This window comes from Microbacterium sp. EB106-03-03-XG65 (genome assembly GCF_058791955.1).
This window is the reverse complement of record NZ_JBYTEB010000001.1, coordinates 598,931-618,344: the sequence shown is the minus strand read 5'-3', so window position 1 is coordinate 618,344 and position 19,414 is coordinate 598,931. Positions and strand designations below refer to the sequence as shown.

19 protein-coding genes are annotated in these 19,414 nt (G+C 69.1%); 12 read left to right on the top strand and 7 right to left on the bottom strand.

The window, feature by feature from the left end; genetic code table 11:
* Nucleotides 1-55: 55 nt before the first annotated feature.
* The 5 genes from AC3WS6_RS02990 to AC3WS6_RS02970 form a co-directional block, all read right to left on the bottom strand.
* A complete protein-coding gene (locus tag AC3WS6_RS02990) occupies nt 56-868 on the bottom strand; it encodes an alternate-type signal peptide domain-containing protein (protein ID WP_492499583.1) in 813 nt (270 codons plus the stop codon).
* An 82-nt stretch (nt 869-950) separates the two neighbouring features.
* Nucleotides 951-1,940: a hypothetical protein gene (locus AC3WS6_RS02985; protein WP_492499582.1), complete on the bottom strand. Its 990-nt coding sequence runs from the start codon at nt 1,938-1,940 to the stop codon at nt 951-953.
* Complete coding sequence (locus AC3WS6_RS02980; protein ID WP_492501439.1) at nt 1,937-2,617, bottom strand: alternate-type signal peptide domain-containing protein; 681 nt, start codon at nt 2,615-2,617, stop codon at nt 1,937-1,939. The genes AC3WS6_RS02985 and AC3WS6_RS02980 overlap by 4 nt, the downstream gene beginning before the upstream one ends.
* Nucleotides 2,617-5,628, bottom strand: a complete 3,012-nt coding sequence (locus tag AC3WS6_RS02975; protein ID WP_492499581.1) for a hypothetical protein — start codon at nt 5,626-5,628, stop codon at nt 2,617-2,619. Before AC3WS6_RS02975 ends, AC3WS6_RS02980 begins: the two co-directional genes overlap by 1 nt.
* A gap of 280 nt (nt 5,629-5,908) precedes the next feature.
* Nucleotides 5,909-7,036, bottom strand: coding sequence for a class I SAM-dependent methyltransferase (locus AC3WS6_RS02970; RefSeq protein WP_492499580.1), 1,128 nt, complete (start codon nt 7,034-7,036; stop codon nt 5,909-5,911).
* A 61-nt stretch (nt 7,037-7,097) separates the two neighbouring features.
* Here AC3WS6_RS02970 and AC3WS6_RS02965 point away from each other — a divergent pair, with 61 nt between their 5' ends.
* The 7 genes from AC3WS6_RS02965 to AC3WS6_RS02935 all read left to right on the top strand — a co-directional run bounded on the left by AC3WS6_RS02965 (nt 7,098) and on the right by AC3WS6_RS02935 (nt 13,110).
* Nucleotides 7,098-7,754 carry a TetR/AcrR family transcriptional regulator gene (locus AC3WS6_RS02965; RefSeq protein ID WP_492499579.1) on the top strand — a complete coding sequence of 219 codons (657 nt, stop codon included), beginning with the start codon at nt 7,098-7,100 and terminating at the stop codon, nt 7,752-7,754.
* Nucleotides 7,751-8,752: an ABC transporter ATP-binding protein gene (locus AC3WS6_RS02960; protein WP_492499578.1), complete on the top strand. Its 1,002-nt coding sequence runs from the start codon at nt 7,751-7,753 to the stop codon at nt 8,750-8,752. The genes AC3WS6_RS02965 and AC3WS6_RS02960 overlap by 4 nt, the downstream gene beginning before the upstream one ends.
* The gene (locus AC3WS6_RS02955; RefSeq protein WP_492499577.1) at nt 8,749-9,549 is read left to right on the top strand and encodes an efflux permease Rv1217c-related protein; all 801 of its coding nucleotides are present in this window, start codon (nt 8,749-8,751) and stop codon (nt 9,547-9,549) included. The genes AC3WS6_RS02960 and AC3WS6_RS02955 overlap by 4 nt, the downstream gene beginning before the upstream one ends.
* A gap of 299 nt (nt 9,550-9,848) precedes the next feature.
* The gene (locus AC3WS6_RS02950; RefSeq protein ID WP_492499576.1) at nt 9,849-10,247 is read left to right on the top strand and encodes a GntR family transcriptional regulator; all 399 of its coding nucleotides are present in this window, start codon (nt 9,849-9,851) and stop codon (nt 10,245-10,247) included.
* Nucleotides 10,244-11,158 carry an ABC transporter ATP-binding protein gene (locus AC3WS6_RS02945; protein ID WP_492499575.1) on the top strand — a complete coding sequence of 305 codons (915 nt, stop codon included), beginning with the start codon at nt 10,244-10,246 and terminating at the stop codon, nt 11,156-11,158. The genes AC3WS6_RS02950 and AC3WS6_RS02945 overlap by 4 nt, the downstream gene beginning before the upstream one ends.
* Complete coding sequence (locus tag AC3WS6_RS02940; RefSeq protein ID WP_492499574.1) at nt 11,158-11,844, top strand: hypothetical protein; 687 nt, start codon at nt 11,158-11,160, stop codon at nt 11,842-11,844. The genes AC3WS6_RS02945 and AC3WS6_RS02940 overlap by 1 nt, the downstream gene beginning before the upstream one ends.
* A gap of 156 nt (nt 11,845-12,000) precedes the next feature.
* Nucleotides 12,001-13,110: an FUSC family protein gene (locus tag AC3WS6_RS02935; protein WP_492499573.1), complete on the top strand. Its 1,110-nt coding sequence runs from the start codon at nt 12,001-12,003 to the stop codon at nt 13,108-13,110.
* 9 nt (nt 13,111-13,119) lie between these two features.
* Here AC3WS6_RS02935 and AC3WS6_RS02930 read toward each other — a convergent pair whose 3' ends face one another.
* The gene (locus AC3WS6_RS02930) at nt 13,120-13,701 is read right to left on the bottom strand and encodes an ArsR/SmtB family transcription factor (protein ID WP_492499572.1); all 582 of its coding nucleotides are present in this window, start codon (nt 13,699-13,701) and stop codon (nt 13,120-13,122) included.
* Nucleotides 13,702-13,776: 75 nt separating this feature from the next.
* On the opposite strand from AC3WS6_RS02930, the gene AC3WS6_RS02925 reads away from it, so the two are divergent.
* Both AC3WS6_RS02925 and AC3WS6_RS02920 read left to right on the top strand, forming a co-directional pair.
* Entirely contained in the window at nt 13,777-15,081 is a 1,305-nt protein-coding gene (locus tag AC3WS6_RS02925) for an MFS transporter (protein WP_492499571.1), read from the top strand.
* Between the two features lie 71 nt (nt 15,082-15,152).
* Nucleotides 15,153-15,611: a GyrI-like domain-containing protein gene (locus AC3WS6_RS02920; protein WP_492499570.1), complete on the top strand. Its 459-nt coding sequence runs from the start codon at nt 15,153-15,155 to the stop codon at nt 15,609-15,611.
* An 83-nt stretch (nt 15,612-15,694) separates the two neighbouring features.
* Here the strand turns inward: AC3WS6_RS02920 and AC3WS6_RS02915 are convergent, their stop codons facing one another.
* Nucleotides 15,695-15,913, bottom strand: coding sequence for an SCO4848 family membrane protein (locus AC3WS6_RS02915; protein WP_492499569.1), 219 nt, complete (start codon nt 15,911-15,913; stop codon nt 15,695-15,697).
* A 500-nt stretch (nt 15,914-16,413) separates the two neighbouring features.
* On the opposite strand from AC3WS6_RS02915, the gene AC3WS6_RS02910 reads away from it, so the two are divergent.
* The 3 genes from AC3WS6_RS02910 (at nt 16,414) to AC3WS6_RS02900 (ending at nt 19,270) form a co-directional block, all read left to right on the top strand.
* Complete coding sequence (locus AC3WS6_RS02910) at nt 16,414-17,040, top strand: RNA polymerase sigma factor (RefSeq protein ID WP_492499568.1); 627 nt, start codon at nt 16,414-16,416, stop codon at nt 17,038-17,040.
* The gene (locus tag AC3WS6_RS02905) at nt 17,037-17,516 is read left to right on the top strand and encodes a hypothetical protein (protein ID WP_492499567.1); all 480 of its coding nucleotides are present in this window, start codon (nt 17,037-17,039) and stop codon (nt 17,514-17,516) included. The genes AC3WS6_RS02910 and AC3WS6_RS02905 overlap by 4 nt, the downstream gene beginning before the upstream one ends.
* A 185-nt stretch (nt 17,517-17,701) precedes the next feature.
* Entirely contained in the window at nt 17,702-19,270 is a 1,569-nt protein-coding gene (locus AC3WS6_RS02900) for a S8 family peptidase (protein WP_492499566.1), read from the top strand.
* Nucleotides 19,271-19,414: the final 144 nt, after the last annotated feature.

Below are 19,414 nucleotides of genomic sequence, written 5' to 3'. Positions count from 1 at the left end.
CTTCTCCTTGTCGTGGGGCACCCGCGTACGCGGGTGCCCCGATGATCGGGCCTGCTTACTTGAACTGCGAGCCCGTGTCGCGGACCTGGTCGAGCTGCAGCTTCAGCTCGGCGAGGGTGTCGACGGTCAGGGCATCCTCGCGGGTGCCCGTCGCGGCCTCGGTCTGATCCGAGTAGCTGCCGTCCGCGGCGACCGCGGCCTTGCCGGCGTCACCGGCGGTGCTGTCGAACGTGCCGTAGAGCACCACGGTGACGTCCTCGGACGTGTCCGTCATCTGGAAGACGGTCGAACCCGCAGCGCCACCGGCGGTGGCAGCCATGGGAACGCCGTCGTCGACGCCGTCCGCCTGACCGGTGGCCGGTGCGGACAGGTAGAACAGGCCGCTGTCCGCGGGGACCGCGGTCTCGGAGACGAGCAGCACACCCTGGTTGTAGACCTCGTACGACCAGGTCATGGATGCGTTGCCGTCGGTCATCGCGTCGAGGCCGGCCACCGAGAGCTTGCCGACGAGGTTGTCGCCCTCGAGCGTGACATCTGCCGAGAACGCGGCAGCGACCTTGTCACCCGGGACGGCGCGCCAGGACGCGTCGTCGATCAGGTGTCCGAGCTGCGAGCCGTCGGTGCCGACGAGCGTGTCGGTCGCGTCGGCACGGTCGGCGGACACGTCGTAGAACGAGGTGTCAGCCGTCTGCACGAGGTTGAGGTCACCAGCGGTGATGTCTCCGCCCGCGAAGGTGTCGTTGGCGCTCCAGAGGGCGAACGTCGACCCTCCCGAAAGAAGAGCGACTGCTCCGAGACCGATCCACACCAGTCCCCGGCGACGCTTGCGCTCCTCGGTGACAACGATTGTTGATGCGTGGCTGTCCATGTTTCTCTTTCTGCTTGTAGCCCCCTGCGAGGGACTGGTTCGACCGAGGCCGGGTGGCCGTCGGGGCTTGCGCCGAACGCGGTTATTCGTTCGAGGTCGTGATCGCGAAGTGATCGCTGGGTTGCGTCACTGCCGCGTTGAGGTTCGTCACTGCGGGGTCGAGGACGATCGTGATGTCGGGCTCGTTGCTCGGGTCCGGGTAGAGCGCCGCACTCCAGACGTCCACGTCCCTCGGGCGGGTCTGGTCTTCGGCGACACCGGTGGCTTCGGCCTCGTTGACGTACGTGCCGAGCAACGGCAACGAGGGCGGGAAGCTCACGGCCGTGTTCCAGGTGTCGAGCGCTCCGTAGACCTTTCCGTCCTCCGCGGCGCCCTGCGCGAAAGCATCGTTGACGTAGCTGCCGTCCGGCGTGTTGATGAAGGCCATCGCCGCGCACCACGTCTGACTCGATCCGCCATCGCCCCGGGCTCCGGGCGCCTGAAGCTGATGGGCCTGACCGTCGAACACCATGACGTTCTTCGGCGTCTCCCCTTCGGGGGCCTCCGGGGTCGCGGGCACGTCCGTGCATCCGCCTCCGGCGTCGGCGGGGTACACCTTGAGGGTCGAGTAGCGAAGAAGCGTGCCCTCCTGGCCCACTCCGGCGCTCACATCGTGAACGGACCCGTCGCTCGCGACCTGCGAGGTCACGGACACGTCGTACACGAGGCCGGCGATGCCGTCGGCCCATCCGGTGGCCTCGAAGGTCCAGATGATCGGGGCAGCGCCGGGCTCGGTCTGGCCCAGAACTTCAGCCATCGCCGACCCGGGCAGGACGATCTCGACAGCGGCACCGTCCGCGGTGTGCACGAGAGCCGCCGACCCGTCGGTCGGAGCCGCCGCGAAGGCGACGCGACCGTGGTCGAACGCGGGAATGGTGACGGCATCATCCATCGCCCACAGGGCGTATGCGGCGGGAACGGTGCTGGCGGCGAGCGCTCCCAGAACGAGTCCGCCGATGGCGGCCTGCGCGTAGGAGCGACCGCGGGTGTGCCTGCGCGGCCCTTTCGCCCGGCGTTCGCTCTTGCGGCTCATGGGGTCCCTCCCTCGACGAAGCCGGCTCCTGCGCGGAGCTGCTCGAGGGTGACGACGATGTTCCCGGCTGCCCACTGGGCAGGTGCGTCGTCGACGGAGTCGCCGTCGACCCAGTCGTAGTCGCCGAGGATCTCCGCAGAGATGACGACCTTCCAGTCTTCGACGACCCCTCGATCGGTGCCGGTCAGACCGCCCACCGCAAGAGTCGTGCCGAACGGCGCGGTTCCGCTCGCGGGAGCGACCTGGACGCCCTCTGCGTTCTCGATGTGGAACGACAGCGCGATCAGTCCGTCCTCGACATCCTGAGCGGCGTCGCTCCCGGTCGCATAGTCGACCGCGAGCCCCGCGCTGAGATTGTTGCCCTGGAGGTACGACTCGACGTTCTGGGTGATGGTGATGACGTCGCCGGGCATGACGCGGAAGTCTGCGGGCGTCCCGGTGAGCGGGAGCTCCTCTGCGGCACCGGTTCCCGGAGTGATCTGACTCCAGGTCGTGTCCATCGAGACGAGCCTGAGGTTGCCGGCGGTGATGTCGCCGAGGCTGGCTGACGTGCTCGCCGACCAGAGGGCATACGTTCCTCCGGCCGATGCACCCGCGATGAGCAGTCCGACCAGAAAAGGTGCTGCGGCCGCGAGGCCGGGGCGCCGAAGGCTCGACAGGCGTCGTGCATGCGTCATCACGGGGCGTCACCCGACTCTGCGATCGGGCCGTCGACCGTGGTGTCCGCGGGGATGAGCGAGACGCAGGAGAACAGCTTCGTGGAGTCCCCGCTCTGCAGCGACGGGATGGTGCCGATCAGACCGGCATCGCCGAGGCGCTCGTCGGAGTCCTTGACCTGGATGTCGCGGAGAACCGTGACCCAGTCATCGGCAGAGGTGTTGGAGACGGTGTATACGAAGCACACCGGCTGACCGTCTGTGAGGCGGCTGTCGCGGGGAGCGGGCGTGCCCGTCGCTTCGATCCGCTCCACGGAGGAGGCATCGACGACGTCGGTGTAGGCGCGCTTCGCGATGTTGATGACAGGGTCGGTGGCGTAGAGATACGTGGTCACATCGAGCACGAGCAGACCGTCGTAGTTGGGGTCGCCCGTCGCGACGGTCGCCGAGATCGTCGTCTTCGTGCCCGCCTCCGCATCACCTGCGGCAGCGGTCACCACGATGGCCGTCGTCTGCGAGGCTCCGCCGTTGATCACCGGCGTCGGTGTGCTCAGAGAGAGCTTCGGCGTGCCCGCGGGCTGGCTGATGCTCGTCGTGAACTTCAGCTGCTCGGTCGGAGCGGGAGCACCGGCCGCCAGCATGTAGGTGAAGTTCTTGCCCCGCTCGTCGCCCGTCACGACCGTGAACTTGCTGGGCTGAGCGGTGATGGGGTTCACGAACGTCACGATGTTGTCGGTGGCGCGGGTGGTGCCCGTGGTCGCTCCACTGATGTTCCCGAGCCCCGAGGGGATGGCGACGGTGTCCGCACCGATCGATACGGTCACGCGGGCCGTGTCGTCGACGCGCACCACGACATCGAACTGCGTGCCCGAGCTGCCGGCGACCTCGGAGACCGAGACGATGCGCGGGTTCAGCCTGGCGGCGTCGATCGTGCTGATGCCGGCGATGACGCCGTCGAGCCCTTCGGACGTGGCGCTCGTCGCCGCGACGACGAAGTCCTCGATGGCCACCGTCGCTGCGTCGAGCTGCATCGACGAGGTGAGCGTGAAGTGCAGGTCGCGGGCGTGCGTCTCCTCGTTCTGTGTGGCCGCCTGCGCGATCGTGAGCACCGGACGGCAGCTGCCGTCGATGACCGCGACTCGCGAGTACTGCGATGACGGCGACGCGGTTCCGACCGGGGGTTCGATGGTCTGCACGCGCAGGGCGCCGCTCACGGCCCCCGAGACGGGGTCGACGGGGCCCTTGCCGTTGTTCTTCTCGAGCAGCTCGTCACCCGGCATGGGCAGAGCGACCTGCAGCGTCTGACGCTGGTTGGCTGTGACGTCGTAGCGGCCGATGTAGACCTCCGCGTCGTTCCCCTGGGTCCAATAGACGTCGAGTGCGACAGGCACGGCGGGATAACGGCCCGCGGCGTAGTCGGTGGTGTTCTCCGCGTCGGCGGGCGGGGCCACCTCGAGCGGCACCGTGCACTCGGCCGCGGTGAGCGGAGTGGTCTGCACGTTCGCACTGGTGCGCGCGGTCGGCCACCACGTGTTCAGCTTCGCGTTCGCGGAGGCGTTCAGGTTGCTGACGAGAGTCGACGCGACGGAGCCGTTGCCGGCGAACTCCTCGAGGACGGTGTTGGCCTGGCTTCCCGACCGGGTGCCGAACGTATTGCGGGCGATCTCCACCACGCCTGTCTGCGTCATCCGGATGCTGGAGCGCGATGCGCTGGTGGAGAAGCCGTCGAAGTGGTTGTCGACGATCGAGACGCGGGAGTCGGCGAGGTTCGCGGCGGAGTCGGTCGATTCGAGACCGTTCCAGTACACGGCCTGCGTGTTCAGGGTTCCCGTCGCGACGAACTGGTTGTCGGAGATCTCTCCGCGCGTGCCGATGCGCTTGTCTGTGGGAAGCACGATCGCAGCCGCCGAGTCGTCGACATCGCCGTTGCCCGACATCTGCGTGAAGTCGTTTCCGACGATCTCGAAGCTGTCGAGGTTGGCGTATGCCAGGTCGACCACCGCCTGGCGAGCACGGTAGTAGGGGGCGGAGAACGTGTTGCCTGCAACCTTCAGCTTCCCCACCGTGGCGTAGCGGAGGTCGAGGGCACGGGCGTCCGAGGCGGCTGAGCGGTTGATGTTCGAGGCGACGTTGTCGGAGAAGACGAGCTCGGTGATGTGCTGTTCGTAGGCCTCGACGGGTGTCGAGGTGCATCCCGCGGCTGTGCTTCCGTTGCACGCGCCGCTCGCGTCGCTGGCGATGTAGGTGTTGCCGGTGACGGTGAGTCCCTTGACGGGGAAGGACGCGGTGCTCCCCTCGACCACGCCCCAGTTCCAGTCCCTCTCGTTGGAGGCGAAGCCGCTGATCGTGGAGTTCGAGACCGTGATGTCTTCGGCCCCGCCCCGCACGACGAAGAAGCGCTCGGGGTAGTAGGTGACCGTGCGGACCTCGATGTCGTCGAGGGTCACGCGCTTGGCCATCGGTCCGATGTAGAACGAGGTCTCCCCCGCCCAGACGTTGTCGACAGCGCGGACGGTGATGTCGGGGCCGTTGAGGTGGAAGGGAGCGACGGCGAGGTCGCCCGCTCCAGCCGGATGCACGGTGATCTTGTGCTCCAGGTCGATGGTGACCGGCGCCGTCACCTCGTAGATCGCGCCGTTGACGTCACCGCTGACGTCACCGGCCACCGCGCCGTTCGCCGCTGCCAGCGCGGTGCTCCTCATCCGCGTCGCGGCGGTGTTCGTGATCGCGATGTTGCCACCGGCGAAGCCGGGATCGACACCGATGGTCACCTCTCCGGCGGGGGCGTTCAGGGCGTTCGATTCCTGGATGGCCGCGCGCAGGGTGCACGTTCCGGCGGTGGACTCGCATCGCCCGTCGGTGAGTGAGCCGGCGGCGGCCTCGAGGCCCAGTGAGTTGATCGACAGCTCGGTCGCCGCCTGAGCCACCGTCGCGATGGCGATCGGAGTGAGCAGCCCTGCTGCGATGGCGAGCGTCACGCCCAGAGCGGTGGCCTTGCGGCGGCGCCCGCCGTCGGTTCTACGAGTTCGCATTTTTCTGAGTTCCCCAACTGCGCGGTCGCGCGGCGATGTCCTGGAGTGGCTGACGTCTCTATGACATCTCCAGGTGGGGGACCTCAGGCCCGGTCCGGGCGGTCCTGAGTGGTGCGCGGTGGGGATTTGCGTACTCGCGCACTCTCCGTGCGTAGCGTGCGTGCCACACGCTCCGAAAAACCCCGATCAACCGATATATCTGTCGGCGGGGTCACCTCGACCGTCCGGGCGCGCCGGATCGCGCACCCGCGCTTGTGGCGACGGCGCCGCGAGGGGCGAGTCAGCGCCGGGTGCTGCGCGTCACCGTGAACTTCGGCGTGCGATCGAGCTGCTCGGTCGCACCCACGAGGCGGGTGAGTTCGGAGCGGTACCCGAGCGCCGAGTTGTAGACCGTGAAGAGCTCGCCGCCGGGATGCAGGATGCGGGCGGCGGCCTCGAAGAGTCGCGTCGCCGCGCCCGTGTGCACGCTGCTACCGAGGTGGAAGGGCGGGTTGAGCAGCACGACGTCGACACTCGCGTCGGCGATCTCGGAGCCTGCGTCGTCGTGCATGACCGTGACGCGCCCGTCGACGCCGTTCGCGACCATCGTGGCGCGGGCAGAGGCGACCGCCGCGGCCGATCGATCGGTGGCGATCACGCGAGACGCCGGATGGGCGAGGGCGTACGAGGCGGCGAGCGCGCCGGTTCCGCAGCCCAGGTCGACGACGACCGCGGGCCGATCCGGACTCTCGTCGCCGACGACCCGGTCGCGTCGGAGCACGTCGAGCAGCACCCGAGTGCCGATGTCGAGGCGTGCCCCCGCGAACGCACCCCCGTGTGCGACCAGAGTCAGCCCGTCATGCCGCGCCGCGACGGGGAACGGCGGCTCTTCGGGCACCGGCAGCGCGCGGGTGGCCACGACCAGGCGGGACTTGCGCTCGGCCCGCTGCGCCTGCACCTCGGCGAAGCTGCGCGCGATCACCTCGTTCTGGGCGATGGTCATGTGCTTCACGCGCCCTCCCGCCACGAGCACGACATCCGGGGCGGCCCAGCGCGCCACCGCATCCGCGATCTCCTCGAGTTCGGCGAGCGCCTTGGGCAGCTGCAGCAGCACGAGGCGTGCACCGTCGAGCAGAGAGGCGTCGAGTTCATGCGAGGAGAACCCCGAGATCCCGAGCTCGTCAGCGTTGCGCAGAAGCGCCCGTCGGCCCGTCGCCAGGTCCTGATGCACGCGGATGCCGTTGAGTCCGGCATCCGTCAGGGCGAGCGTGATCGCTCCGTACTCGTCGCCGATGACCGCGACCGCGCGCCCGTCGACCCCCGACGAGAGGGCCCGCTCGACGAGCAGCAGGTCGGTCGCGTCGTGGGCCTGTAGGTTGTCGGCCTCGACGTCGGGCCAGCGGCGCAGACGATTGAAGGGGAAGTCCACGTCTCCAGAGTACGAGCGCCACCTCTTGAATCGGACTGAACAAGTGTTTAGTCTGCTGTACATGCGTTCAGCTTCTGAGGATCTCACCGCGCGGGCCCGGATCCGCGACACAGCCATCGTCGCCTTCGCCCGCGAGGGATTCGACGGAGCGAGCCTGCGTGGCATCGCGAAGGCGGCCGGCGTCAGCCCGGCATTGATCGTGCACCACTTCGGCGACAAGAACGCGCTCCGCAGCGAGTGCGACGACTACGTGGTCGGTGTCTTCATCGACGAAGAGCACGACCTGATCCACGCGCCGACCCGCGACCGCATCCGCGCGGCGCTGCACGATCTCGAGCGGTACGGGCCCTACGTCGACTATCTCTCACGCATGCTCGTCGACGGCTCCCCCGGCGCCGATCGGCTGTTCGACAGCTTCCTCGCCAGCACGCGCGACGTGCTCGACGAGCAGGGCGCGGCCGGAATGCTCGAGCCCATGAGCGATCCGGAGATGACCACGCTGCTCGTGACCCTCATCGGACTCGGCCCGGTCGTGATGCGCAGTCAGATCGCGCGGGCACTGGGCGCCGATCAGCTGAGCCCTGCCGGACTGCTCCGCACCACACTGCCCACCCTCGAGCTGCTGACGCACGGCATCTACTCGACGACCGCGCTGCTCGACGGCGCGCGCGACGCCCTCGCGGCAGAGGGCGGCGCCACAGAAGGAGACGCATCATGACCGACACGATCCGGATCGACCGTCTGCACAAGCGCTACGGCAGCCGCATCGCGCTGCACGAGCTCGACCTGAGAGTGCGTCCGGGAACCGTCTTCGGACTCATCGGCCCCAACGGTGCGGGCAAGACGACCACGCTGCGCACCCTGGTCGACGTCATCCGCCCGTCGTCGGGCAGCGTGCGAGTCCTCGGCGAAGACCCGCGCCACGGCGGCGCCGCACTGCGACGGCGCATCGGATACGTGCCGGGCGAGCTGCACCTCGAAGGGCGAGCGAGCGGACACCGGACCCTGTCGTTCTACGCCCAGGTCTCAGGGTCGCCGGACGCCGCCGCGACCCTGCGCACGGGTCGCGAACTCGCCGATCGCCTCGGCGTCGACCTGTCGCGGCCCGTGCGCACGCTGTCGAAGGGCAACAAGCAGAAGGTCGGGCTGATCCAGGCGTTCATGCACCGGCCGGAGCTGCTGATCCTCGACGAGCCGACGAGCGGCCTCGACCCTCTGGTGCAGCGGGAGTTCCTGCAGCTGGTGCGCGAGGCGAAGGATGCCGGACAGACCGTGCTGCTGAGCTCGCATGTGCTGAGCGAGATCCAGCAGACCGCCGACGAGGTCGCGGTGCTCGCAAACGGACGGGTCGTCGCCGACGGCGACGTCGCCTCACTGCGGCTGGGGTCGATCCGACGGGTGCGGGTCCAGGTGCTCACGACCGACGCGGTGGGCGCCCGCGCGACGTTCGAGCGGGTTCCCGGGCTCACCGGAATCGACACGACGGATGCCGACGGCGTGCTGAGGCTGTCGGGCACGGTCGAGGGCGCGATCGACCCCTTCATCAAGGCACTCGCGCCGTTCGAGGTGCGGGATCTGACCGTCGAGGAGCCCGACCTCGAGGAGTCCGTGCTGCGGCTCTACGGCGACGCCGCCGCATCCATCCCCGCGTCCGCGTCGGCCGCACCACCGCCCGCGACCCGGCGAGCGCGCCAAGATGGGAAGGAGCAGCGATGAACCGCATCCTGCCGGTGTTCCGGCGCAACCTGCGCGAGTCCTGGCGCAGTCTGCTCGGATGGACGATCGGCCTGGCCGCCGTGCTGTGCCTGTACCTGCCGCTGTACCCGAGCCTGGGCGGCGGCGGCCAACTCGAAGACATCATCTCGGCACTGCCGCCCGAGCTCGTCGACACGCTCGGCTACGACCAGATCTCGAGCGGCGCCGGGTACACGCAGAGCACCTTCTACGGCCTGATGGGCTTTCTGCTGACGACGATCGCCGCAGTGCTCTGGGGATCCGCGGCGATCGCCGGCGCAGAAGAGAGCGGCCGCGCGGAACTCGACCTGGCGCACGGCATCGGGCGCGGCCAGTACGCACTCGAGTCGGCGCTCGCCGTGCTCGTGCGGCTGCTGTGGCTCGGCGCCTTCTCGGGCCTCGTCGTCTGGGTGCTGAACGACTCCGCCGAACTCGACCTCGAGGGCTGGCGCATCGTGGGCGCGAGCGCCGCTCTCACCGGGCTCGCCGCGCTCACCGCATCCGCCGCTCTGCTCGCCGGAGCCGCGACCGGCCGCCGCGTCTGGGCGACCGGGGTCGGTGCGGGAATCGCGGTGGTCGGCTACATCCTGCAGGCCCTGGCGAAGCAGTCCGACGACCTCGAATGGGTGAACGCTCTCTCGCCGTACGCCTGGGTCTACCGGCAGTCGCCGCTCGCCGAGGGCGTCGATGCGGGGGGACTCGCCCTCACCTGGGGTCTGGCGCTGGCGTTCGTCGTCGCATCGGCCCTCGCGCTGCGCACCCGGGATCTGCGCGGCTGAGCGCCGGTCATTGAGCGAATCTCGCAACTGTGACGCGTTTCGTCTCGCTCGGCTCCGCCGGGCTTGCTCAACGACCGGTCACGAGCGTCGGTCGTTGAGCGAAGACGACGAAGTCGCCTGAGACGAAACGACGCGAGCCGCTCTCGCAACTGTGACGCGTTTCGTCTCGCTCGGCTCCGCGGTGGGTGACCACCCCAGTCGGCGAGGAGCACGTCGATCTCAGAATCCCCGGTTGACACGATCTAAGTTCAGTGGTTACCTAGTCGAGTAACTAACCCACTAACCGCGGCGGAGGACTCGTGATCGAAGAAGGAAAGCCTCTCTTCCTCCAGATCGCCGAGCAGATCGAGGACTCGATCCTCGACGGCTCGCTCGAAGAAGAGTCGCAGGCGCCCTCGACGAACGAGCTCGCCGGCTTCTACCGGATCAACCCCGCCACGGCAGCGAAGGGAGTCGCCATGCTCACCGACAAGGGAGTGCTGTACAAGCGGCGCGGCATCGGCATGTTCGTCGCCGCCGGCGCGAAAGACCTGCTCCTCGGCGAACGCCGCGCCGCGTTCGCCGATCGCTACATCGACCCGCTCATCGCCGAGGCCCGCACGCTCGGTCTCGGCGCCGACGACCTCGCCGCGCTGCTGCACGAGCGCGCGACCCACACAGCCCAGACAGCTCAGACAGAAGGGACGTCCCCCGCATGACCGCCGTCATCGAGGTGCAGAACCTCACCAAGCACTACAAAGAGAAGAACGCGCTCGACAACGTCTCGCTCAGCCTCGAAGGCGGCGCGATCTACGGACTGCTCGGCCGCAACGGCGCGGGCAAGACCACGCTCATGTCGATCCTCACGGCCCAGAACTTCGAGTCGTCCGGCACCGTGCGCGTGTTCGGCGAGCACCCCTACGAGAACACCAGGGTCCTCAACCGCATCTGCTTCGTGCGCGAGAGCCAGAAGTACCCGGATGACGCCTACCCGCGTCACGCGTTCAAGGCGGCGAGCCTGTTCTTCCACAACTGGAACCAGGAGCTGGCCGACGAGCTCATCGAGCAGTTCCAGCTGCCGATGAAGCAGACCATCAAGAAGCTCTCCCGCGGACAGCTCTCGGCCGTCGGGGTCATCATCGGGCTCGCCTCGCGCGCCGAGCTGACCTTCTTCGACGAGCCGTACCTGGGTCTCGACGCCGTCGCCAGGCAGATCTTCTACGACCGTCTGCTCGAGGACTACGCCGAGCACCCACGAACGATCATCCTCTCGTCGCACCTGATCGACGAGGTGTCGAACCTCATCGAGAAGGTCATCGTGATCGACGACGGCAAGATCCTCCTCAACGAAGACACGGATGCCGTGCGCGACCGCGCCGTCACCGTGGTCGGCGATGCGACCAAGGTCGACGCGTGGGCCGCCGACCGCGAGGTGCTGCATCGCGAGGCACTCGGCCGCGTGGCCTCCGTCACCGTGCTCGGGGCGCTGTCTGCCGCAGACCGCGCACAGGTCACGGCATCCGGGCTCGATCTCGCGCCCGTCTCGCTGCAGCAGCTGATCGTCCGTCTCACGCAGAAGGCGCAGACCGCCACCACCAGAGGAATCGAAGCGAAAGAGGAGGTGCGCTGATGCGACGCACGCTCAACGTCATCCGGCTGCAGCTCATCAACCGTCAGACGTTCATCTGGGTGCCGCTGATCATCCTCGGCTCCGCGACCGTCATCTCGATCCTCATCTACGCGATGATCCCGACCGACGGCCCCAAGTACGGCGGCGGCGGACAGGCGCCTCTCTGGTACTTCTTCGCGATCGGCATCTCGGCGATGACGCTCACCTTCCCGTTCTCGCAGGCGATGAGCATCACCCGACGGGACTTCTTCGTCGGAACCATGCTCACGGCGATCCTCGGCAGTGCCTTCCTGGGAGTGGTGTTCCTCCTCGGCGGCGCGATCGAGACGCTGACCAACGGCTACGGCATCAACGGATACGTCTTCTACCTTCCGTGGCTCTGGGAGGCGGGGCCCGTCGGCGCGTTCATCGTGTACTTCTCGCTCGCCCTGTTCCTGTTCGTGGTCGGCTTCACGGGAGCGACCATCTACAAGAGCTGGGGGCCGACCGCACTCACGATCGTCGGAGTCGGTCTCGCCCTCGTCCTGGTCGGACTCGCATTCCTCGCCACGCGGCTCGAGCTGTGGCGACAGGTCTGGGTCAGCATCCTCGACGCCGGCGCGCTGGGCCTCGCGCTCTGGGGCCTCGCGGCGGTCGTGGTGCTCACCGGCATCTCGTTCCTCGCGTTCCGCCGGGCGACCCCCTGATCACCCGCGGCTCACTCGACGCCGGCCGCCCCCACCCGGGGCGGCCGGCGTCTTCGCGTGCTCCGCTACCCGCCCTCACGCCCGGATGCAAGCGGGTGCGACGAAGGATGCCGAACGGCTAGCGTCACTCTGCGGGGAGGATGACGAGAGGATGCCGTGACGAACATCAGAACACGAGTGCGCGCGCGCCGCCCCGGCATCGTGCGCTCGCTGCGCGAGGCGGTCGAACCTGCGCGACTGCTGCTCGTCGCCAAGACCGCGTTGGCGGTGGGGCTCGCATGGCTGATCGCCCCGCACATGCCCGGAGTCACCGACCAGTATCCCTATTACGCGCCCCTCGGCGCCCTGGTCAGCATGTATCCGACGCTCATGGGATCCGTGCGCTCGGGCCTGCAGACCCTGCTCGGACTGGCTGCCGGCATCGGGCTCGCCGCGGTGGTCGTGTTGACGGTCGGGCCGACGTGGTGGACGATCCCGGCCGTGGTCGGCATCGGCGTGCTCGTCTCGGGAACCGGGTGGTTCGGCGTCGGCCGCGAGTACGTGCCGATGGCCGCGCTCTTCGTGCTGATCATCGGCGGACAGAACGCCGACGACTACTCGATCGGCTACCTGGTGCAGACGGCCGTCGGCGTCGTGGTCGGACTCGTGGTGAACCTGGTGATCGCGCCCGCGCCTCTGACCCTCGCCGCCGCGGCGAAAGTCGGTGCCTTCCGCTCGCAGCTCAGCGAGCATCTGCACGACATCGGGTGGGCGGTGTCGGAATCGTGGCCGCCCGAGAATCACCAGTGGGCCGATGATGCGGCCTCGCTCGCCGATACGACGGCGGAGCTGCAGAGGGCCCTGTCGGATGCCGACGACAGCCGGCGAGGCAATCCCCGCGCGATGGGGCGCCGCGGTGAGACCCGGCATCTGCACGCCGAACTCGCCGCTCTCGACCGCATCGCGCACCTGATCAGGAGCATCTCCGACGAGATCGCCGACACCATCTGGGACCGCCCCGGCGCCCTGCATCTCGACGACGCGCTGCCCGAACCACTGTCGGCCGCATGCCACGCGGTCGCCGAGGTCATCGCCCAGGAGGAGCCTCTGACCTCAGAAGACCACCGCGCCCGCGCTGACGCGGCGCGCGCCATCCGCCTGCTGCTCGAGACGGTCGACGACCGCACGATCGACGTGCGCAGTTCGATGGGGCCAGGCGTGCTGGCGGCGATGCATCTGCGCCGCATCCTGATCCTCAGCGGGCATCGCGAGGTCGCCGACGACTGACGCCGACGGTCAGATCGTGTCGTCGGCGGCCACGATGTCGATCTGCCAGAAGCGCCCGGCGGGGTCGTCGTCATCGTGCGCGGCTTCGGCATCGGCCATCGCCTTGTCGAAGATCTCCATCACCGACGTGAACTCGGCCTCGGTGAGCCGTGTGGTGCGTTGCTGCAGCACGGCATGGATGCCCGAGGCTCGCCCCCCGTAGTACTCGGGCGACCAGGCGATCACGCGCTGCAGAAGGTCTTGATGCTCGGCGGCCACGGCTCGCACCACGGCCCCGCCGAGCTCTTCGTCGGGGACCGGATGGTCGGGGTCGCCCACGCTCATCGCGCCCTTCACCGGTGCCCAGACGCGGTCGCGCCGATCGCGGGCGTGCTCGGGTGCCTCGACGATGAGGCCCGCGTCGGCGAGCGTGCGCAGGTGAAAGCTCACACTGTTCGCGGCGACGTCGAGCTCGGCCGCGATGTCGGCCGCGCGCATGTGATCGTGACGTGCGAGCAGGCGCAGGATCTGTCGCCGCAGCGGATGCGTATAGGCCTTGAGCATCGCCGTCGTCATCCATACGGGATCTTCGCCGTGAGTGCCCTGGGCCATTCTCAGATCCTATCCGCACCGGTCATTGCGCAAGAATAGTTGCGCAAGTGTTCTTGCGGAATTAGAGTGGCGGGCATGACGACAAGCATGACCGTGCCTCATCGGCTCTGGCGGAACACCCGTTACCTGACCTGGCTCGTGAGCGACACGAGCAAAGGACTCGCCGCCGCGCTGTTCGCGTTCGCGATCCCCCTGCTCGCCCTCATCGTCACGAACGATCCCGCCCAGGCGGGCATCATCGGCGGCGCAGGCATGGCATCCCGTCTCGTGCTCACGCTCGCCGGCGGCATCCTCGCCGATCGGCATCGACGCATCCTTCTCATGCTCACCGGCTCGCTCGTCGGCATCGTGCTGGCCGGGGCCTTCACTCTGCTGGCTCTCGCCGATGCGCTCACCTTCGGCACGCTGCTGGCCGCGAACGTGCTGCTGGCCGCCCGCGGCGGCCTCTTCGACGTGGCCGGCGAGAGTGCGATCAAAGAGATCGTGCCCGATGACGCGATGGGCCGCGCCCAGGCGGCGAACCAGGGTCGGGATGCCGCGCTGCAGCTGGCCGGCGGCCCACTGGGCGGGCTCCTGCTCGGGGTCGGCGGTTGGATGGTCGGCGTCGTCATGACCCTCTGCCATGCGGTCGCGGCGGCGACGGCGGGGATGCTGCTGCGGCGCGCGGCGGGTGGGGCGGGTGGTCGGGGTGGTCGTGCGGGTGGTCGTGCGGGTGGGGTCCGGCCGGAAAACGGATCGAGCGCCCGGTCCGAACTGCGGGAGGGGTTCGCATGGCTGCTCTCCCGACCCGACCTGGGCGGAGTGCTGGCGATCATCACCGTCATCAACCTGGGATTCAACGCGGCGATCACGACGGTGATCTACGCGCTGCAGCAGGCCGGATACTCCGAGTTGCTGATCGGATCGCTCAGCGCGGGCCTCGGCGCCGTGATGCTCGCGGGTGCCGTCGTCGCGCCGATGCTCGTGCCGCGGATCCGCGCGGGCGTGCTGGCGATCAGCGGACTCTCGATCGTCGCGGTGGGCACGATCGTGCTCTCGATGGTGACCGAGCCGTGGGCGATCATCGCGGTGCTCGGCGCCTCGGTGCTGCTTCTGCCGGCCCTGAACGCGGGCATGATGGGCTACTTCATGGTGGCCACGCCCACGCAGCTGCTCGGACGCGCCAACAGCGCCGCCGCAGTGCTCGGCATGGGCGCCATGCCGCTCGCGCCGCTGATCGCCGGCTTCGGCCTCACCTGGATCGGTCGCGAGGGGACGATCCTCATGTGCGCGGTGCTCTGCGTGCTCGCGGTCGCCCTCGCGCTGGGCAACCGGGCGCTCCGCGCACTGCCCGTCGAGGCGCGCTGGGCCGACCACGCGAAGCAGTACGAGAGGGAATGAGCGGATGCTGGCCGATGTCTGTGCGTCTGCGTAGGATCGGCGGCACGAGCACGCGACCTGAGGAGACGATGATGTCCGACATGCCGATCACCGAGAAGCCACTCCCTTACGTCCGCCTGGCGGCACTCACCGAGACCGTCTCGTCGCAGCCCGAGGTCGCCGCCGTGGTGGGGCCGCTGTTCGACCAGGTCGCCGACGCGATCACCGCCTCGGGCGGTGAGCCCGGGCTGCCGATCGCCGAGTACGACATGAACAAGCACGGCGTGCGCATCACGGTCGGTTTCACCTACGACGGGCCGGCGATCGACGACCTCGTCATCGTCGAGCTACCCGCCGTCGAGTCGGCCTTCACCGCCACACATCACGGGGCCATGGCGACGATCGACGACAGCTGGCATGCGCTGAACCAGGCGATCGCCGCACGCGGAGCCGAACCGCGCGGAGCCTGCCGCGAGGTCTACCTGCAGTCGGAGTCGGAGGATCAGGCCGACTGGATCACCGAGCTGCAGCAGCCGGTCACCCGCGCCTGACCGGCGGGGCACTGACCGGCGGAGCGCTGATACTCAGGGGCGCTGAACCGGACTGGTGAACGGGCGCGCCAGCAACTCGACCGTCAGAGCGCGCCGGTGAGTGCCGCAATGCCGACGAGCACTGAGACGAGCGCGAGAACCAGAGCGATCGCGATCAGCACGGCGTGCACCTTGAGGAACGTCGTGGCCTTGCCCTCGGCATCCCGAGCCCGCGGGTCAGTCGCGACGCGCTTGTAGAAACGGGGCCACACCAGCACGTTGAAGGCGGCATTGAGGAAGAGCACGACGGCGAGGGCGATCACCCCTCAACGGTATCGTCCGCGGCATCCCTCCCCGTTCGCCGCCCCGTACCCAGCACCCGTCGCCCGGCACCCGGCACCCGGCACCCGGCACCCCCGCACTCCGCATCCGGCATCCGGCATCCGGCATCCGGCACCCGGCATCCGGCATCCGATCTGGTGAACCGAATGCATGCCCGGATCACACCTGCAGGCCCAGAACACGGTTTCCGGCCATGCATCCGTGAATCCGCCATGCACCCAGCCCCCGCACCCCGGCATCCGGCCCCCCGCACCCCGGCATCCGGCCCCCGGCACCCCGCACCCCGCACCCGCACCCCGGCACCCCGCACCCCACACCCCACACCCCGCACCCCGCACCCCGGCACCCCGCACCCCACACCCCACACCCCGCACCCCGCACCCCGCACCCCGCACCCCGGCGAGGATTCCGAAAACATACCGAGTCCATGTATCAGCAGCCTCTTGCCGTGCTCCTTACTGGTGTGATCACAATGGGACTCATGATCGACGGCGCACCCGATGGCGCCGCCCTCGATCCTGCACCGGACGACGGAGCGGCGCGCTGGAGGCGAGCCGCTCAGTTCTTCGACGCATGGCGGGACGGCGACAGCCGCGCGATGGACGACCTCGTGCGGCTGATGACGCCTGTGCTCTGGCATGTCGTGCGGGCCTATGGTCTCGACCGGACGCTCGCCGAAGACGTCATCCAGACGACGTGGCTGCAGATGGTGCGCGGGCACCGTTCGATCAGCGACCCGCAGGCCGTCTCGGCCTGGTTGACCACCACCGCGCGCCGCGAGGCCTGGCGGGCGGGCAAAGCACACAACAGGGTCGACACGACCGAGTCGGATGCTCTCGATGCGCTGCTTCCCGAGCAGCAGTCGGCCGAGCAGCACGCCACGACCGGCGACGAGAACCGCCGGTTGTGGGCTGCGGTGCGCCGCCTCGCAGAGCGTTGCCAGCGGCTGCTGCGTGTGATCGCCTTCGAGGAGCGACCCGACTACGCCCGCCTCGCGGCCGACCTCGCGATGCCCGTCGGCAGCATCGGCCCCACCCGTCGGCGCTGCCTCGCCAAGCTGCGCGACCTGTTGGATGCCCCCACGCCTCGAACGGAGGGCAGCCCATGAGTGCGAACGACCGAGCCGACGGCGACACGCATGACGATGCCGAACTGTTCGCGCAGCTGCGTTCGCTCTGGCGCGACGTCGACCCGGTGCCCGCCGCGCTGATCGATCGCATGATCGCGGTCGTCGCTGCCGAAGGACTCTCGGAGGAGTACGCGCTGCTCACCCTCGTCGAGGAGCCGCTGGGTGCTGTGCGCGGCGACTCCGACGCGCTGACGCTGCAGTTCAGCGACGGCACCACCAGCATCCTGCTGCACGTCACCCGCACAGCGAGCGGCGCCCACCGCGTCGACGGATGGGTCGACTCGATCTCGGGCGCGATCGAGCTCGCGCAGGGCGAGCGCATCCGTTCCACGACGACGAGCGAGACCGGTCGCTTCAGTTTCGACGACGTGCCCGACGGACTCACCCTGGTGCGTCTCAGCACCACGGTCGGCGACCAGGAACGCACCCTGTCGACCCCGCAGTTCGAGTTGTGATCCACCGCGGGTCGACCCGCGCGAACAACGGGGCGACCCGTGCACACCACCGCTGAGCGACTCCCGCGCCTCGCAGGACCTCTCACCGGAAGCGGGCCGCCCCGCACACACCGCGGGATCCCCCGCACAGGATGCGGGCTCATCCCGCAGAGGACGCGGGCTCACCCGCGAGGAGAGGACCGACGATGGAGCAGCCCAGAGGGTGGAGCTGGCAGGACCGAGCCGAGGGGTCGATCAGACGGGGGACGGCGCTCGATCCGGCGGTCGAGCCCGTCGGCGGGTTCCGCGCCTTCCCGACCGCGTATCTGCAGGACCGCCTGCTGATCACACAGGATCAGGAGAACGGCCAAGAGGCGTACGACGAAGAGATCCGCGAGCTGCGAGAAGCGGCCGGCTCGTTCGGCTGGAGGCTCGAGATCGAATCGCCGGATGCTCTGCGCGCGGCCGATCCACTGGTTCCCGGCGTGCCCGGCTTCTTGCGTGCGCGACTGACGACCCCCGACGAACCGACCCGCGGAGAGTCGCCGGTTCCGCCCGACGCTTGGCGCGTACTGCAGCGTGCCCGTCGCAGTTCGGGCACACCGATGCCGAGGACAAGCCTCGAGCACGTGCTGTCGATCGACCCGGTCGGGCTCAACCCGTTCACCCGTACCAATCCCTTCACCCGCACCAACCCGTTCACCCGCACCAACCCCGTGCGCGGCGCGGGGGTCGGCGGCAGCGACGACTACCTCGAGCCCGGGCGCGGCGCACGCCAGCCGGTGACCTGGCTCGGACCGGCCCCTCGGCGCGGTGCAGCCCCGAAGCGCGGTCGTCGCCCGGTGGTGGCCGTGCTCGACACGGGCTGCGGGGTGCACGACTGGCTGCCGGACGACATCGTCACACGGCACATCGAGATCGACGGCGTGCCGATCGGACTCACCGACGACGCCGACCCCGAGCGCTACCCCGACCTGTACGGGCAGCTCGACGGAGAGATCGACGCCGTCGCCGGTCACGGCACGTTCATCGCGGGCATCATCCGCCAGACGGCGCCGGATGCCGACATCCTGTCGATCCGCGTGGCCGGTGCGTTGGGCGTGATCGACGAGAGCACGTTCCTGACCGCGGTCGCCCAGGTCGTCGAACTTCTGCGGCGACACCGCGAAGACCCCTCGACCGGGCATCCGATCGACGTGCTCAACCTGTCGCTCGGGTACTACCACGAGACGCCCGTCGACGGTCAGTTCAGCCTGACCCTCAACGCGCTGCTCAGCACAGCCCGAGAGCTCGGGTGCGTCGTCGTGTGCTCGGCGGGCAATGATGCGATCGACCGGCCGTCGTTCCCGGCCTCACTGTGGCCGTGGCCCGGCGCCGACAACGGCATCCCGCGTGACGCCGATGCCCCGCACGTGTCGGTCGGCGCCCTCAACCCGTCGGCCCGCTCGGTCGCGCTGTTCTCGAACGTGGGGCCGTGGGTGCACGTGTATGCGCCCGGGGCGGCCGTGGTCAGCACGTCGCCCGCCTTCGTCGGCGGTGAGCAGGCGACCACCAGAGCAGACGTCGCAGGGCTGCGGCGCGAGACGATCGACCCCGACGACTACCGCGGGGGCTTCTCGATCTGGAGCGGCACATCGTTCGCGGCGCCCTACGTCGCCGGACGCGTCGCCGCACAGCTGGGCACGGTGCCGGAGCAGGGCGCCACTGCGGCATCCGCGGCCAAGGCCGTCGCCGCCGTGCTCGCGACGCTGCCCTCGCCGAAGACGAAGGGGTAGACGGAGGCCGGATGGCTGGAGGATGCCCGTTTGGCTGAAGACTCACCGCCGGATCGTCAGCCATCCGGCCACCAACCAGCCATCCGCGCGGCACCGGAAGGGCGGATGCTGCCACACACCTTCCGTGCGACCAGACATACCGGC